The sequence below is a fragment of the Chitinophaga dinghuensis genome, from assembly GCF_003259435.1.
GTDB lineage: Bacteria > Bacteroidota > Bacteroidia > Chitinophagales > Chitinophagaceae > Chitinophaga > Chitinophaga dinghuensis.
In genome coordinates, this window is record NZ_QLMA01000005.1 from 438955 (window position 1) to 455171 (window position 16217).

At 41.2% G+C, this 16217-nt stretch carries 13 protein-coding genes and 1 tRNA gene; 3 read left to right on the forward strand and 11 right to left on the reverse strand.

Annotation, left to right across the window (positions count from 1 at the left end):
- Positions 1-6: 6 nt before the first annotated feature.
- The 5 genes from CLV59_RS17050 to CLV59_RS17070 all read right to left on the reverse strand — a co-directional run bounded on the left by CLV59_RS17050 (position 7) and on the right by CLV59_RS17070 (position 6748).
- A complete protein-coding gene (locus CLV59_RS17050; RefSeq protein ID WP_111593263.1) occupies positions 7-3477 on the reverse strand; it encodes a TonB-dependent receptor plug domain-containing protein in 3471 nt (1156 codons plus the stop codon).
- 29 nt (positions 3478-3506) lie between these two features.
- Positions 3507-4475 carry a FecR family protein gene (locus tag CLV59_RS17055; RefSeq protein WP_111593264.1) on the reverse strand — a complete coding sequence of 323 codons (969 nt, stop codon included), beginning with the start codon at positions 4473-4475 and terminating at the stop codon, positions 3507-3509.
- 71 nt (positions 4476-4546) lie between these two features.
- Positions 4547-5122 carry a sigma-70 family RNA polymerase sigma factor gene (locus tag CLV59_RS17060; RefSeq protein ID WP_111593265.1) on the reverse strand — a complete coding sequence of 192 codons (576 nt, stop codon included), beginning with the start codon at positions 5120-5122 and terminating at the stop codon, positions 4547-4549.
- Positions 5123-5572: 450 nt separating this feature from the next.
- On the reverse strand, positions 5573-5761 hold the full coding sequence (locus CLV59_RS29470) for an LPXTG cell wall anchor domain-containing protein (protein ID WP_111593266.1): 189 nt from the start codon (positions 5759-5761) through the stop codon (positions 5573-5575).
- A 117-nt stretch (positions 5762-5878) separates the two neighbouring features.
- On the reverse strand, positions 5879-6748 hold the full coding sequence (locus tag CLV59_RS17070; RefSeq protein ID WP_111593267.1) for a hypothetical protein: 870 nt from the start codon (positions 6746-6748) through the stop codon (positions 5879-5881).
- 652 nt (positions 6749-7400) lie between these two features.
- Here CLV59_RS17070 and CLV59_RS17075 point away from each other — a divergent pair.
- Entirely contained in the window at positions 7401-7862 is a 462-nt protein-coding gene (locus CLV59_RS17075) for a peptidase associated/transthyretin-like domain-containing protein (protein ID WP_111593268.1), read from the forward strand.
- Between the two features lie 338 nt (positions 7863-8200).
- Here the strand turns inward: CLV59_RS17075 and CLV59_RS17080 are convergent, their stop codons facing one another.
- A complete protein-coding gene (locus tag CLV59_RS17080) occupies positions 8201-9829 on the reverse strand; it encodes a reverse transcriptase domain-containing protein (RefSeq protein ID WP_111593269.1) in 1629 nt (542 codons plus the stop codon).
- A 430-nt stretch (positions 9830-10259) separates the two neighbouring features.
- Between CLV59_RS17080 and CLV59_RS17085 the strand changes: the two genes are divergently transcribed.
- Entirely contained in the window at positions 10260-11471 is a 1212-nt protein-coding gene (locus tag CLV59_RS17085) for a hypothetical protein (RefSeq protein ID WP_111593270.1), read from the forward strand.
- 711 nt (positions 11472-12182) lie between these two features.
- Here CLV59_RS17085 and CLV59_RS29120 read toward each other — a convergent pair.
- From CLV59_RS29120 to CLV59_RS17095, 3 genes are all read right to left on the reverse strand, one after another.
- On the reverse strand, positions 12183-12341 hold the full coding sequence (locus CLV59_RS29120; protein ID WP_211323919.1) for a hypothetical protein: 159 nt from the start codon (positions 12339-12341) through the stop codon (positions 12183-12185).
- A complete protein-coding gene (locus tag CLV59_RS28930; protein WP_170137791.1) occupies positions 12342-12500 on the reverse strand; it encodes a hypothetical protein in 159 nt (52 codons plus the stop codon).
- A gap of 307 nt (positions 12501-12807) precedes the next feature.
- Positions 12808-12891 (reverse strand) — tRNA-Leu (locus CLV59_RS17095).
- A gap of 147 nt (positions 12892-13038) precedes the next feature.
- Here CLV59_RS17095 and CLV59_RS17100 point away from each other — a divergent pair.
- Positions 13039-14529 carry an arylsulfatase gene (locus CLV59_RS17100; protein ID WP_111593272.1) on the forward strand — a complete coding sequence of 497 codons (1491 nt, stop codon included), beginning with the start codon at positions 13039-13041 and terminating at the stop codon, positions 14527-14529.
- Positions 14530-14590: 61 nt separating this feature from the next.
- Here the strand turns inward: CLV59_RS17100 and CLV59_RS17105 are convergent, their stop codons facing one another.
- Positions 14591-15340: an ABC transporter permease gene (locus CLV59_RS17105; protein ID WP_111593273.1), complete on the reverse strand. Its 750-nt coding sequence runs from the start codon at positions 15338-15340 to the stop codon at positions 14591-14593.
- Positions 15341-15352: 12 nt separating this feature from the next.
- Positions 15353-16138 (reverse strand): ABC transporter ATP-binding protein, encoded by a 786-nt coding sequence (locus tag CLV59_RS17110; RefSeq protein WP_111593274.1) that lies wholly within the window; start codon positions 16136-16138, stop codon positions 15353-15355.
- Positions 16139-16217: the final 79 nt, after the last annotated feature.

Below are 16217 nucleotides of genomic sequence, written 5' to 3' on the forward strand. Positions count from 1 at the left end.
ACTTTTTTAGAACAGGTTATAAGTAAGTCCAAGCATAAATTCAGTTCCACGCTTATAGCTTCTTCTTAAATACCTGGTACCGTAGTATTTTCCGTTCGTTTGCGGGTTGCTGTATACTTCTTCATATGGGCTGTTGAGGATATTTTTAGCATAGCCTTTAAACACCAGTCTTTTCGCTAGCTGCTGACTAAAAACGAAGTCCAGCACCGGCATAGGTCTGCTGTACAGATCCGGTGATCCGTCCATATTCACCTGTATCAGCCGCTCTCCTACCATATTGAAAGTGGCCGTGATATCCGTACCGGATTTTTTATTGGTATAATTCAGAAAACCGTTGATAGAATAAGGGGCCTGCTCAAATAGCGGGCTGCTTTCCGGCGACTGGCGATCGATGATCCTGGCGGCGTTCAGGCGCTCTTTATTTTTACGCACACTGCTGGAAGCCACCATTAGGTTAGAGCCAATAAAGAAGTTTTGCAGTGGTTTCCAGAGCAGCCCCAGGTCTTTTACCACTTCCAGTTCTATTCCCCATACATGACCAGTATTGGGGTTGTTCTGATAGGCCACTGTAGGGAATTCCGGAAATTTGGCGTTCACACCGTCTGAATTCTGTATAAATACTTTTTCTAACTGGTTACTTATTTCTTTGGCAAAGAAAGATGCTGCCAGTACTTCCCCTTTATGCGGGAACCATTCCCACCTGAAATCGTAACTCCCGGCCTGCTGATTCACCAACTTAGGATTTCCCACTACTAAGGCCTGCTGAAAAGGATCAAACTCGAACACGTTGGTCATCTCTCTGATTTCAGGGCGTGCCAAGGATGTACCATAAGCCAGTCGCAGGTTCATGGATTCCTGAAGCGTCCAGGTGAGGTTGGCTGAATAGTAAGGTTTATAATCTGTGACGTATTTAGATACCGGGTTAGTATTTAACAGATTGATGCCGCCATCAGAAAGCGATGGATCTATATAAACGCCTGCCGTATCGATTTTGCTCTGGATATTTGTTTTTTCCAGTCGTACGCCGCCAGCTAAACGAAGATTCTTTTGCAGGTGCAGGTCCAGCATACCATAGAAGGCACTTGTTTCATAGAAACCGATATAGTTGTTGGGAGATTTCCTGATGTTATACAGAAAGCCGTTTGTTAGCGGCATGCCTTCCGGAGAAGTGGCTGTTGGTAGATGTATGCCTATCTGATCATATCCTACCAGCCTGTCGAGGTTACCGTATACCTGGTACAGCGGATATTGCTTGAGTGTAGAGAAGTTGGAGCCGGGCAGCGATAATACATTTTCTGTAAAATCTCTTTCGCGGTAGAGATAGTTCACCCCTGTTTTGAAGGCCTGGTCCAGTCCATGAATCCCGAAAGGAAAGGTTACATCCGCTTTATAGTTATAGTTGGTTTCTGTCATATTGCGGAAGCGGCGTCCATTAGGATCGGCCTGTATCTTCCCGTATGGACCGAAGCCATTTACATAACCTGATACCAGTGCATAGTAGTCTGTGACACCCTGAAAATGGTAGCCGGTCCCGTCAGGGATGGGCACCGAAATATAGCCGCCGCCGGCGGGGCGGTAATCTGCCAAGTTGATAAACCGATAGTCTGGATCATCCTGTGTAGCCCTTGACGAGGCAGCATTATAGCTCAGACGTGGCGCGTATTTCCCATCGCTGAGTTTATGTTCTCCCTGCAGATTGTAGGTGCGGAAGGTACGATAGGTTTGCTTCAGCGAATATATATTGCTATACACCGGCCCTGTGAGGCCTGTTACATAAGCATACTGACCGGTAAGACTGGTAGCCTGTGTTTCACCACCCCAGTTGCCCATATATTGAAAGCTGATTTCATTGTTGGGGTTGAAGCGATATGCGAGTCCTCCCAAGAGGCCATAGTTCAATGTTTGCGTGCCTGTATTTTCTTTATATCCGACATACTTTCCCAGATTGGGCGTATTCGGTGTGATGTAGGCAGGGATATTCCTGGACTCGTCTATAGCAGGGTTACCTGTCATTACGCCCTGGTATATGCTGTACTGATTCAGCTGTCCGTTATTAACATCTGTAGAACGGCTGTAATAGCTTCCACTGAGGATCAATCCCAGTTGATGATGTTTAAACAGCGAGTAGGCGTTACCGAAAGTAATATTGTAAATACCATTTAGCGGAGCCTTTTTATATCGGGTGGTCAGCACGGGATCAAAATGATGCATGATGCCGTTGATCCTGTCTATTTCAGACAAAAGTGTGGGATCATTCTTTGCTGTCGACGCCAGTTGCTGTATCTGCGATAGTCCGCCAGGGTATTGCTTATCCAGGTTAAGATAATTTTGCGGCAGGTCATGCGATTTTATCTTCTCTCCTAAAAACCCCATATCACTATTATAAAAGCTATTTACTTTTCCACCCGGACCGATATTGGAGTTGGTACCTGCTTCCGCAGTGATGGCAAGCGTTTTCCTGGTAGGGATAGACAGTGTTTTCAATTCCACGATACCACCGGAAGCATCCGCAGGTTTATCAGGGGTCATGGTTTTGTATACCACGATATTATCGAGCAGGTTTGCCGGTACGAGATCCAGGGGGATGGTGCTTCTGTCAGGGTCCGAAGAGGCCAGGCGTATGCCGTTCAGTTCTCCGATCACGCTACGGTCGCCGAGGCCGCGCACTGCTACATACTTATCATCCGTAATCGTTACGCCCGATACCCGCTGTAAAGCCTGTGCGGTGGTGATACTGGCGGTTTTTTCAATGTTCTCTGCAGAAATACCGTCAGATACTGTGGCAGCATTCTTTCTTTCATCCAGTACCGCAGCTTCGTTATTCATGCGTTTTCTCGAGGAGACAGTGACACCAAGCAGTGTTCTGTTGTCAGGCACCATGGCAACTGTATGTAACGTTTGTACGTTGCCGTTAATTACCTGGCTGGTATAGCCTGCTTTGGTAAAGATGAACAGGTCATGTGCGGTAGATAGCTGCACTTCAAATTCGCCATTGAAATTAGTGGTAGTGCTGACGTGGTTTTCCTGTGCATATATCTCTGCCAGCGCTACCGGCTTACCCGTTTTTGCATCCGTAATTTTCCCTTTGAAAAGATGTCTTTTTAGCGAATCTGTTTTCGTAGGTGTGGCCACGTTAGTAACCTGCACGGATATATTATTTCCATTAACCTTAAAGTCGAGCGGCGCCTGTGTTTTCAGTTGTTGTAATGCGGCGCCGAGTGTACCGTTGGCCCGGAAGGCTGTTACTTTAATAACACTTAGCTCAGCAGCGGTATAGAAGAAGGAGCATCCTGATTGTTTGCTGAGAATGGTGATGATAGCCAGTGCACTGGAGTTATCCATCCTGACGTCCACCTTTTGATGAAGGCTGCCAAGCTGTGCCCGCGCTGCCATTCCCAGCTGCAGGAAAAGTAAGCTCAATAGCATAGCCTTTAGGAACCGGTGTTGCACCAGTTTCCTGTTAATCTTATGATTCATTTTTTAAGTTTGTTAAATAAGGGATGTAGTTACCGCTTGCTTATATATACAATGCCGTTTTGGGTAGTGTACCTGAGTTTATGTATAAATAGAATATCATCCAGTACTGTCTGCCATTTATCCGGACTCATATTTCCAGTTACTCTTTTATTCCTGACCAGTGCCTTGTCATATTGTATGGAAATACCAAACCGGTATGCAACACGGTCCAGTACATCTCCCAGTGGTAGTTCTTCGAATATCATATGTCCATTTACCCAGTCGCCCATTTTATTCGAAAATCCGACTATACCTGATTGTCCGCTCACTCTGGAATAGCGCAGCATTTCATTAGGATGCAGCACCGTATAGCTATTGGTATGCATATCTTTCACCGCCACCGACCCCTGTACCAGTGCAATACGGATTTCCGTTTCTCCCGGATAGGTTTCTATGTTAAAGGTGGTGCCTAATACCTGTGTCTCTATATGATCTGATGATACGATAAAAGGTCTGGTTTTATCCGGCGTAATGGAAAAAAAACCTTCCCCCGTCAGTTTTACACAGCGTTTATCTTTATTAAACTGGTCCTGTATATATTCCAGTCTGGACCCCGCGTTTAGCCATACCTGTGAGCCATCGGGCAGTTCGATGTGCTTGATATTTCTTTGGGTGGCAGCGATGGTGGTGTATACCAGATCTTTGGATGGTTTATTTCTATTAAGCAGGAACCAGGATGCAACTGCCAGCACCAGCACCGCTGCAGCGGCTTTCCAGGAGCGCAGTACTTTCTGGAAACCATTACTACGTATAGTCGGCGTCGTTACAACAGGATTTGTAGTGAGTATACGGTCGAACATTTCCAGTTTCGCTGCCTGTAGTGTTTCGGCAGTAACGCTGGTATCAGGCATATCCATGGAGATGATCCAGTTACGGATAATTTCCTTTTCCTGTTCGTTCGCCGTACCGCTGTAGATGCGATCGAGTAATAAGTTTAGCTGATGCTGATTTGGCTCCATACATATAGTTAGATCGGGGAGCGAAAAAAATCCCGGGTGGGTCAGGTTAACGAATTGTTACCAAATCCCCATTAATCTTCGAGGAAGAGTAGAATAAGTGGCAGCAGGGCTGTTGCGGGGTAAGAATCTGCAAAATCTTTCAGGCGGCGCATGGCATCGCTGAGTTGGTTCCTGACGGTTTTGGGGGCAATATCATAGAGTGTCGCTATTTCTTCTATGGATTTATTTTCATAGCGACTAAGGATAAATATATGTTTCATTCGTTCGGGCATACGGTCCAACTCTGCCATGATGGCAATGTTGACGGCTTCCAACTCTTCTTCTATTTCATCTGCAGTGTAACGAGCATCAATGCTTTGCTCCGTTTCAAGATAGGCCTGAAAATGCAACAGGTGTTTCTCATTTACGCCTCTCGCACGCAAATGATTGAATATCCGGTAATAGAGGCAGGTGATCAGGAAAGGTTTTGCCTTTTCCGTTTCCAGTTGTAGCGACGGAAACTGCTGCCATACATAGGTGAAGGTATCCTGGACGATGTCCATTGCATCCTGCGTATAACCTATTTTTTTATTGGCAATCCCGAAAAGCGTATCCCAGTACGTCAGATAAATATCCTTAAATAAATCGTGTGTTGCTGGCGATTTCATAAGCTGATAGTAAAACAAATGTATAATAGTTTCGGTAACAGGAATAGCGCAGGTATGTTATCAATTTATTAAGTGGGATGAATATTAGCGGAAATAATTCCATTAATCAAATACGTGATAAATAACTGATCTACAGTTATTTAACAAACAAATAGGCATAAAACAGCGACCTTTGGAGATTTACAAGAAACGAACCAGGAGAACAAAGTTCCTTACTAACCTATTCGAAGTAGACAGGTCTAGAAAAAGAATTAGCAGGCAAAAAAAGGGTAAATATTGCCTTCTAAATAGATTGAACAGGATCTAATGGATCTGTAAAACAGGTTATCATTACCATAACCTAAACTGCGTTTTTCCTGAATAAGAAAAGGTCAGCATTTTTTCCGACCTTTTCTTATTTGTACTCAATACTGAAAATTAACAGGCTAATTAAGTTTATTTGGAGGCGGCCTAATTTTTACGCTTCATACGCAACAGTACTCCCAGCATTGCTAATAGACCTATGCCTACCAATGCTATTGTATAATCTGTTTTAGGGGGTATTCTGTGGCCACTACCATGTGCAATTACGCAAAAAAATAAATCTAAAAGGAGCAATACACCAACTACTATTGTGAAAAGTGAAATTAAATATTTCATATTTATTCAGTTTCTATTTGCCGGTGAATTCCGTGTTTAATCTTTTAAAATTCCTTTTAACGCTAATCATAATGGTTTAATGGAAATAATTATGACTGCCGCAATGGACGGATCTTTTTATTTCCCATAAGTAATCTGTCGCTCTGTAACTGCCTTCCAGCTTCCACTTTCCTCTCGCTCAAGCTTCTTTGTCCAGTTTCCCAGACTATCGTATTCATAACTGGTGCTGTACGTTGATGGCTTTGATACTGCCATGATGCCGTTCCCGCCCACACTGTTGTTATCGTCCTTGTCCACGCGCGAAAGCCCATTGCCATGGGTATCGTAGGTATACAAAATGCGTCTATCAACTTTGCCATCCTGCAGGAAAGTGACAGAGGTCAACAGATTCTGTTTGTTATAAGTTTCGATTTTATGAGATAACAATATGCCCTGATCCTGCCATTTGCGGGTTACAATTACAGAATCGCCTGATTCAGAAAAGTATAACTTTTCTTTACTGTCTGGACTGGACATGATTGCAATACTATCACTGCTAGGATAGAAAATGTATGTGGTAATCTCATCTAGCTTGCCGGAAATATAATTGAACTTCCCCTCGCGGTAGCCCGAATGGTCATAGGTAAAAGTGTCCTTATTATAGGATACTTGCTTACTGATATTGTCCAAGGAGGTTAGTCTGCCCAGTGAATCATACCGGAACAAGATAGTGTAATTCGATCCAGATTGCTGCACATTTACCTGCGTCAGCAAGTCCTGCCCAAACAGGTATTCCCTTTTTACGGTGTCGTTAGGTCTATTTGTGCCTGGGTATTCATTGTAAATGATCTCGGAAATCCGGGAAGGGTGGCCTGGCGGCGTTTTTACGCTAAAGTGACAGATAAAATCATTGTTAACGATCTGGGTCGCGATCTCCAATTTCCTATCATGTCCTTTGTCTGTCTTGCAGGCGGCAAGTACTAGACATAGGTACATTGCTTTTTTCATAGAATAAGGTTCGTTTTAAAAGGACAGCAATATAGAATAAAGAAATTATACAGTGTAAGTTAAACTGCATCCATTATTTCGCATTCAATAATCTGTCGGAATAATGTTTCAGAGATTGAGTTTCAACTTTTCAAGTGATTCTAGCACAGTTAAGAAAGTCATACGAAAGAGAGGAATCAGTTGTTATCTTCCACCTTGCTGGCAATATCCTTTGTGGACAAGCTACTGGAAATACCGCCAAGGCCGTTAGTGAGGCCATTGGTAAAATTGTACAAACCAGAGAAAGTATTTCAATCAACAGTAATGATACAAGCCAAAGGAGGAATACAATAATTTTGCCGTTCCAGATATAACTTTCATATTAATTAGGTGTGATCCTCCTTAATTAATCTCTCTAGATAAAATCACCCATCCTATCCACGGGAATATCCAAGGCTAAGCCTTGCAAAATCAATCATTTGATAACCAATGTAAATAGCTAAATCTCCATTCAGTTAACCAGCAGATTAAAATAATAAACAGGTTTAACATCAGATTATTTTTATTATTGTACGCATTAACTAATGCTGTTTGTAGTATATGAAAAGGAGCACTTCATGCCTCCACCTACGATTATACACATGACTATATACCCTAAAAAAATAATAATTACATGAAGAAACTAGCAATCATTTTTATTGTACTATGTGTTTCACACTGTAGTCTTTATTCTCAGAATAAAACCATCAAAGGGCGAGTTATTTCTGATGATTTTGAAATTGTACCGTTAGCATCAATAATGATTAATGACACAGTTGAAATTGGCAGAACAGATTTAAATGGTTTTTTTCGAATAGACATCCCAGCTTCTGCGAAAAAAATATTATTCAGGTCTGTTGGACTTGAACCAGCGATTATAGAGCTTGTAGATACATGTAATGAAGTAGAGGTTGTAATGATATTAAGCGGTACTTATGACTTTATATCACACAAAAAGGCAGATAGACTTCGAATGAAGAAATTTAAGAAGCTACCAGCATTACATAAAGAAGCATTAATGAAAGGTATATTTAAAACGGGTAAGGCTTGTTATACACAAGATTTCATGCCTCATTATGAGAAAAAACAAAAGTGATATTAAAGGGGCTGACCCAAAAGTAAAATTTGGTCACCCCAACAGTCCATGACAAAGATATTTGTGGCTTCTGCCAAAAACTAACAACAACAAACGTAGTATTTCTGGATTCTTTGATAATATATCATTTTTCAAATAATGTCAATAGTTGGGATGTAGTTGGCAAGTTTGCCGATTTCTATAAATATGTTAGTGGCAGAAAGAGGAAAGCCATTTATAGTAAGAGATAGACCAGGTGATGGTTTGTGAGGTATTTGTGTCATTGGAGTGTCGAAATTGAATTTAATTTAACTCTTTTTTAAATACTTTGAATTGATCGAGCTCAAAAAATTAAAAAATTATTTTAATTTTAGCCTGAACGCAATTGCTTTCGTAAGAATTTTGGTTTGATTTTTTAATTGTTTAGAAATCGCTGGTTCTTGCATAATTTCACTAGCTCTATCAACATATGTCCAATAATTACTTTTCGCCATCCTTTTATTATCCTTTCTACTCTCGTAAGTATTTAAAGTATCCTTAGTATCTTCTGGGATTCTATCCCTTTTACGCTTCTCTACTACCATTCTATATTCACCTAAACCATTTCGTACTAACTTCTTATATTTCTTTTCACGAACTTTTTGTGTTAATGGATACTTTGAATATAGGTCATATAACTGACGAATAAAAATAACTGGTTTTACGCCTGGTTCGGCTAGTTTTATAGCTAGTCGCGCTTTTGAGCGGACAGCACGCATCATTCTTCTATAAAAGCGCGATAAATTAGCAGATTTGATAAATGTTCTATTACCATCAAATTCAAATCCTAGATAGGTGAGTCGACTATTAGGGGTGACTTGTCCATCTTTAATTTTACTGCATAAAATATTATTCTTCAATTCGTTGGTACTAAACAGCGTATACTTAAAGACTTCGGTCTTTGGGAGGCTTAAGTTAACTAGACACTCAGACAATGACTTCTTAACTAGATCCTTTATTTTCTCAATAGTTTCAACTGGACAAATAACTATTATATCATCAGAATATCTTCTATAAAAGGCCCCTAGCCCCATTACCGCCTCCTCAACTATTCTTTTATCAAATTCTAAAAGGTATAAGTTTGCAAGAACTGCACTGATAGGTAATCCTTGTGGTATTCCAATCACCTCTTTCGTTCCTTTATCACGAAAATTATTTTTGTAAATCGGAAGTAATCTAGTTTTTATCGCCTCGCGAAATTCTTTATTGGATTCAAAAAAAGAAAATTTCCCAAAATGATTTCTGATTTTTGCTAATCTTTTTTCATTAAATGTTTTTGGATTAGAACTACTCTTATTTTGGATTTTTTTTAAATCCTTTAGTAAAACGTACGAAAATTTAGTAGTTGCCTGAAAAACTTTTTTATGATCAGCGCGTAATTCTTCAAAATGAAATAAGTCTTTCCATGCCTTCTCCAGCCTATCATGATTTAGTGTTGAGAAAAAACTTTCGATATCAAAAGCTAGTACGGCACATTCACCCCACTCTTTTGTTTTTATTCTAACTTCATCGAATACCTCCTTAGCAAAGTGAATTGTGCCTTTGTATTTTCCTGGCACCTCAGTGGGAATTTTCCTATAGGCTGTTACTGACGAATTTAGTTCCGTGCTTTTACTTAAACTTAATTCATACTTTTCTTGAATAAGAGAAGCGTAATACCCAAAAATAATTGCATCCATATGAGTTGCATAGTGCAACGGACGGCTTTTAGCGGTACGTTTTACCACATTCCCTTTTTTATACTTATGGCAACGTTTTCCGTTATTGTCCTTTTTATAGCGTCTTTCCTTAATAACGGTGTGTATAAGGGGATAGAAGGAGTATTTCTTAATAAAGCTTGGGGCCTGTATTCTGTCAATAATTTTTTTTGCACCCTTATTAACGTCTATTTGCGCAGTTAAATGTAGATATCCTTTGGCTTTAAGCCATTCTGGTTTGCTGTTTTCCATAACATAGAAAAAAGACCTTGTGCATTTGTACGGTTAATATATCTACCAACATAACACTCCATATTGAAATGGAGCCGGACCAGTACCCAATTTCTTGAGTCACATTAGGTTCAATCTTTCGTGTACTTACACCATCGCCCTTAAACACATTATTCACATGCTTACGGTAATTAGCAAGATTACGCTATCTTTGACTGAGACGATCCTGTCAGCGGACACCCTTATCCGGGAGGCTGTAAACAGATTCATCTGCAATGCAAATCCCTATTACAATAGGTTTAATCTCAAAAACTCTTAAAGGCCACATGAGAATCATATAGTCCTAACCAAACGTTGGTAGCCCATGCAACAAGGTCTATCAACAAATATACTTGATTTCGCAAAATCATGTATATTTTTAATCCACAACTAAATATATAAATATTATTCTATGTTTAAGATTGGATCCATCGTTGGACTGAAATCACATCCACTAAGATTAGACTTCTCCCAGGAAAACCTTGTGATTGGTGGAGATGCGCAAAGTATTCCACCATTGATGGTTGTTGTCGAAACCTTATTGGAATTCGAAGTCCTTGAGAATAGTTCCGAAGTAAAGCAATGCAGATGTAGCTGGTATTCTCATAAAACTCATACGTTTGAATCAGAGTGGTTTTTAGTACATCTGTTGTTTGAACTTCCTTCAAAAGAGAAGGAAGTTAATGATCCAGAAATTTCCCCTGAAATAGGAACTATGGTCAGATTCAAAACCACCGGAATTGAATTAGGCAAGAAGAAAAGCTCAATTGATTTTAGTGGTAGTTCAAATTCGAGTAATAGATCTATTAGTAGCCTATTGTATTTTGTCGCTCCTGTTCTTCAAGTAATTGCCATTATTGAAAGTAATAACAAACAGCTTACAAATGAAAAACCAAGGAAAAAGTGGAGAGAAGAATCTAAGATCCAGTTGAAGTGTAAATATTTTGATATCAACAGCAATAAATTTTGTGAAATTATTTTGCCATTAGAATCGATTGAGATAATCCAGTCAGTTGATGAGTCTAAGATTGATTGCATCAATGGGGCGATTTTGGGAAACAAGTGCCTTAGGCTAACATCTATGACGCCTGATGTGCCAGAGGTGCTTATTAAGCCCAATATAATAAATTATAGGAGTGGTTTGTATTATATAGAGGGATTTAACTTTCTTACCGGAAAAAGTGCTGAGTATCTTCTAAATGGGAATAATGATACTTTTAAAGAGCAGGAATTTTCATTGGCTAAACTTCCTAAGTTCATTCCTTTGTCTAATGGATTATTTAATGTAATAAAAATTAGTAAACAAAGTATTCTTGAGTTAAATCCGAATTTCTACTGGAGAATTAAATATCAGGATAATAATGGAAGCATAACTGATTGGACTATTCATAGTCCAGAAGTGATTGAAGTGATTGAAGAAAAAATCAACTCGGATAATTCAATACCTCAAATCTATGTTAAAGCATTTTGTATGCTAAGAAATGCCCATCGGCACTTCAAAGTTGATGGTATCAAGGAAATCGTACAACTAAATATTTTACTTGATCCTACAAAAGGGGCTGACATCCTTGTAGATCAAAAAGGCCAAATTGCTCAAGAAGCACAGGATGTATCCCTATCATAATTTAGAGGTAATTGTTACACAAATGTACAGGTAGAGGCTGTTATCCGCGCAGCCAGCAAGTTGTATCATTGTTACACAATTAACTTGAAAGCAGCCCCCACAGTCGGCCGCTTTAGATGAAAAAAGCCACTCGAAACTCGCGTCTTTTTGTTGGAGAAAATAAAATATACGGCCCTGAAAGTTGATCAGAAATGATCCGATTTCAGGGCTATCTAATCCAAATTCAATACATCAAAATTTTATCAAGGTCGCAGTTAATGGCATCCTTTATTCCTTCGCCATTCGTTTAATCAATTCCTTTTCTGCATTACTTATTTCGAGATGTAGGGCTGGTCCATCCTTCAAATCGTTAAATGGTTTGGACTTTCGGTAATAGGAGGAAAGACTCCAATCACACTCTTCACATACACGATTCCTTAATAAAATTGGCGTTGAGGCTAACAATTCCTGAAGTTCATTCAATAAATTATTGCGCATGATGGTCACTGGTTTTTCATAGTTACGGGAAGGGATACGTTAAACTTCGTTATACCATTTCTACTAAAGACGGAGATAATTCCATACAGCAAGTCTGCGTACTTTTGTCTATATACAGCCTAAGCCTAACGCCTGCTTTCCCTTTCCTGTGTCTGATACGGTTCAAACAGCGCCTTGCAGTTCTCTCTTGGGAGAGTCATTCTGTAGCACGTGACGTAAAATTTCAGCGTTCCATCAATGACTACTTTCCAGATGACGGTTGCCATCCCGCTTATTATTATTTACATACTCTTTGTAATAATCGAAAAAGTTCTCTTTGAACTTATGCGCTGGTATAAACGCTGTACCGATAGATTGCTGCTCAATAATGGCCTGACTCTTCTTTACCTCCAATTAAGCCAATGCATGTATGCTATGCTGCTTCTGTATCGCGTCTTTCGGCTTTGTATATACGAAAATGCCAGTGACCGGACGCTGTCCTTTCTCACGGCCAAAGTCGTAATAGTAGTATGTTTTATCGCCTTTAGTGTTCTTACGTTTCAGAAAATTCATGATCCAATGATTTTGAGAGTGAAACCATTGGCACTAATAGTATGCCGTGTCAGTAAGGATTTGAGGCCATTTTAAAATCGAACGAAAGTGAAAAAAAGCGGAGGAAAGAATTTTTTGAAGGCTTGAGTGTCGTGTTGACATACTGCCAAAATGCCGGTGGGCAGTAGCTTTGGAGAAATGAAGCGTGTGTTATGTGGTGTGTCAATTTTGTGTCGTGATTGGTGAATAAAAGCGGAAAAAACCGGACAAAAACGACATTGACACAAACAAAAAAGGTTGCAAGTACAAAACTTACAACCTTTTTCCGTGCCCAGAACTGGATTCGAACCAGCACACCCTTGCGAGCGCTGCGACCTGAACACAGTGCGTCTACCAATTTCGCCATCTGGGCAACTGATTTTGTGTTTCAGGGTTGCAAAGATAATCAGTCATTTCAATATTCCAAAAATATCTTATCCTTTTACTCAAACGCTTGCGTAAATTATTTTACTGCAATCGTTTAGCAGGTCGTATCTTGACCAGTATAAACAACAGGAACATGAAAATCAAAACCAGTACCTTGTTACTGCTGCTATCTGTCGGGGCCCTTCAGAGTCAGGCCCAGCAACCAAAAAAGCAAAAACCAAACATCATCTTTATCTATGCAGATGATTTGGGCGTAGGCGAAGTAGGCGCCTATGGTCAACAAAAAATTAAAACGCCTCGCTTAGATCAACTCTCCCGGGAAGGTATTCACTTTACGCAGTTCTATACCAGCACGCCAGTATGCGCTCCCGCCAGATGTATGCTACTCACTGGCCGACATGGAGGCCATAGCTATATCCGTGGGAACTATGAAATGGGCACCTTCGCCGATTCCCTGGAAGGCGGCCAAATGCCACTCCCGGAAGGTACCGTGACCATCGGCCATATGCTCCAGAAAGCAGGCTATAAGACAGCCGCTATCGGTAAATGGGGACTCGGTATGCCATTCACTACCGGCGATCCCAACAAACAAGGATTCGATTACTTCTATGGATACCTGGACCAAAAACAAGCCCATAACTACTACCCTACCCATCTCTGGGAAAACGGGAAAAAAGATCCGCTGAACAATCATTTCATCGATGTACATAAACCGCTGCGCGCAGACCAGGCCACCGACAGCGCCTTCAATTACTACAAAGGCAATGACTATGCAGTAGATGAAATGACGAAAAAGGCAATACAGTTTATCGAAGAAAACCGCCAGCAGCCATTCTTCCTGTATCTCCCCTATACCATCCCACACGTTTCCCTCCAGGCTCCGGACTCGGCTATACGAAAATACGTTGGCCTCTTCGATGAAAAGCCCTATCTCGGCAACCAGGGATATACGCCCAGCAAATATCCACTATCCACCTACGCTGCTATGATCACCTACCTCGATACACAAGTAGGCATCGTAATGGATCTCGTGAAGAAACTGGGACTGGATGAGAATACCATTATTATGTTCTCCAGCGATAATGGGACTACCTTCAATGGTGGCGTTGATCCTGTCTTCTTCAACAGTGTAAGCGGATTAAAAGGACTTAAAATGGACCTCTATGAAGGAGGCATCCGGGAACCACTGATTGCCAGATGGCCTGGAAAAATCCCCGCTGGCAGCACCGCCGCAGCGGCTGCCGTACAATATGATCTCATGGCTACTTTCGCAGAAATTGCTGGAACCAATGCACCCGCGAATGATGGCGTCTCCCTACTGCCAGCGTTAAAAGGCAATGAGAAATCCCTGCAACAACGGACTTATATCTATTTCGAATATCCGGAAAATGGCGGCGCCGTAGCCATCAGAAAAGGGAAATGGAAAGCTATCAAAACCAATATGAAAAAAAATAAACAAGCGCCATGGCAACTGTATAACCTGGAAACAGATCCTAATGAAAAACAGGATGTTGCCAGCGAACACCAAGATATGCTCCCTACCTTTGATGCTATTGTGCTCAAAGAACACCGTAACGCACATATCAATGAATGGGAATTCCTGAATAGTAAAATGTCTAAATAAACAGAAAAGTCCGCAGGAAGAATAAACCCCTGCGGACTCTGATTATGAAAAGAGCGATATTTTATTTGTTATCCCATTTGAAATACTTGATTCCCAATCCCACAAATACCAACGTATATCCAATGGTGGCCAGTAATGCCATCGTATGATCATTCGTCCATAATAATGGTTGCAAACTTCCTGCCAGAGCTTTCTGTACCACCCCATATGGCGACCATTGCACCACTTCTTTCATGGTTTCTCCCAACGCGCCAAACTGACCAAACATCCCTACCATAATGAAGGCGAAATATACCAGCCTTGTTGTAGAGTTCACCGTATCCGGATTTTTAATAAGTCCCACAATCAATTGACCCAATCCCAGATACAACCAACCGGCAACGATGGTCATCAACAAACCGGTAATATATCCCAGTGCGGAAATACTGATCTTATCCACTGCAAAACCTACTATAAATACAAGTAGCACCATCAGGGCAATCAATCCTATCTGGATGGATAAACGACTTAACATGATCGTCCAGGTAGGTACCGGGGCTACTCTTAGTCGCTGAAACACGCCTCTGTCGCGGTCTCTGGCCATTGTATTGGAATAACCCATTAAACCAATACTTGTTAATCCAATCGTGATAACACTGGATAATACCATTACGGGCCCTAATTTGTCTACCAATCCTTTCCAGGATATGAGAATGATAATAGGCACCAGCAGTACTAGTCGCAGGGAACGACGGTTACGCCATAACGTAGTGAAATCTGCTTGCAGCAGGGTGGTCAGTACATTTTTTGTTGCGGGTATTCTTGTTTCCATAAGGGCAAAATATTATGAACGAACGGCGCGTCCGGTTAAACCAATAAATACATCTTCCAGGGTGATACGTCCTTTACGGGATACGCTGATCACTTCGGGATCTTCCCGATGCAGCGCTATCAATCGCTCCGGCGTATCGATGGCAATGATTCGACCATGGTCGATAATAGCGATTCTGTCGCACACTGCTTCTGCTTCTTCCATGGAATGAGTGGTTAGTAAGACGCCATGTCCTTTGGCCCGAATGGCTTCAATTCTATCCCACAACTGGCGTCTGGACTGCGGATCCAAACCAGTGGTCGGCTCGTCCAGCAATACCAGTGCGGGATTATGTATAGTTGCTATTAGCAAGGAAACTCGTTGTTGTTGTCCGCCGGATAATTGACCGTATTTCTTTTCGGCCGCATCTTCCAGCTTGATTTCCTGCAATCTGTTAAACACATCTTCTTTCGTCAGCTTAACGCCATAAACGCCTGCATACAGTTTTAGTATATCCGCAATCGTTAACTCCGGTTGAAAACTAGTGGCCTGCAATTGCACGCCCATATTCGCTTTGGCATATAATGGCTGCCCCACAATATCAAACCCCACTACTTTTATCTGCCCCGTTGCCGGGCGAATTAATCCTTCAATAGCGCTCAATGTGCTGGTCTTTCCTGCACCGTTAGGCCCCAGCAGTCCAAAGATCTCTCCAGGTCTTACTTCCAGCGACACCTCTTTTACCGCCTGAAACTGACCGTAGAATACGCTTATCCGGTCAACATTCAGTATAGGGAGTTGTTCCAATGTGTTACTCATGCGTTGTAGATTGATTTTTATGGTGAGACAAAGGTATGCTGTAATGCATTGCTGTACATATCAAAAAAGGTAAATACGT

Bases quoted from the DNA above. Each gene is read 5' to 3' on its own strand.
- CLV59_RS17050 (WP_111593263.1), bottom strand. From the start codon at position 3,477: ATGAATCATAAGATTAACAGGAAACTGGTGCAACACCGGTTCCTAAAG.
- CLV59_RS17055 (WP_111593264.1), bottom strand. From the start codon at position 4,475: ATGGAGCCAAATCAGCATCAGCTAAACTTATTACTCGATCGCATCTAC.
- CLV59_RS17060 (WP_111593265.1), bottom strand. From the start codon at position 5,122: ATGAAATCGCCAGCAACACACGATTTATTTAAGGATATTTATCTGACG.
- CLV59_RS29470 (WP_111593266.1), bottom strand. From the start codon at position 5,761: ATGAAATATTTAATTTCACTTTTCACAATAGTAGTTGGTGTATTGCTC.
- CLV59_RS17070 (WP_111593267.1), bottom strand. From the start codon at position 6,748: ATGAAAAAAGCAATGTACCTATGTCTAGTACTTGCCGCCTGCAAGACA.
- CLV59_RS17075 (WP_111593268.1), top strand. From the start codon at position 7,401: ATGAAGAAACTAGCAATCATTTTTATTGTACTATGTGTTTCACACTGT.
- CLV59_RS17080 (WP_111593269.1), bottom strand. From the start codon at position 9,829: ATGGAAAACAGCAAACCAGAATGGCTTAAAGCCAAAGGATATCTACAT.
- CLV59_RS17085 (WP_111593270.1), top strand. From the start codon at position 10,260: ATGTTTAAGATTGGATCCATCGTTGGACTGAAATCACATCCACTAAGA.
- CLV59_RS28930 (WP_170137791.1), bottom strand. From the start codon at position 12,500: ATGAATTTTCTGAAACGTAAGAACACTAAAGGCGATAAAACATACTAC.
- CLV59_RS17100 (WP_111593272.1), top strand. From the start codon at position 13,039: ATGAAAATCAAAACCAGTACCTTGTTACTGCTGCTATCTGTCGGGGCC.
- CLV59_RS17105 (WP_111593273.1), bottom strand. From the start codon at position 15,340: ATGGAAACAAGAATACCCGCAACAAAAAATGTACTGACCACCCTGCTG.
- CLV59_RS17110 (WP_111593274.1), bottom strand. From the start codon at position 16,138: ATGAGTAACACATTGGAACAACTCCCTATACTGAATGTTGACCGGATA.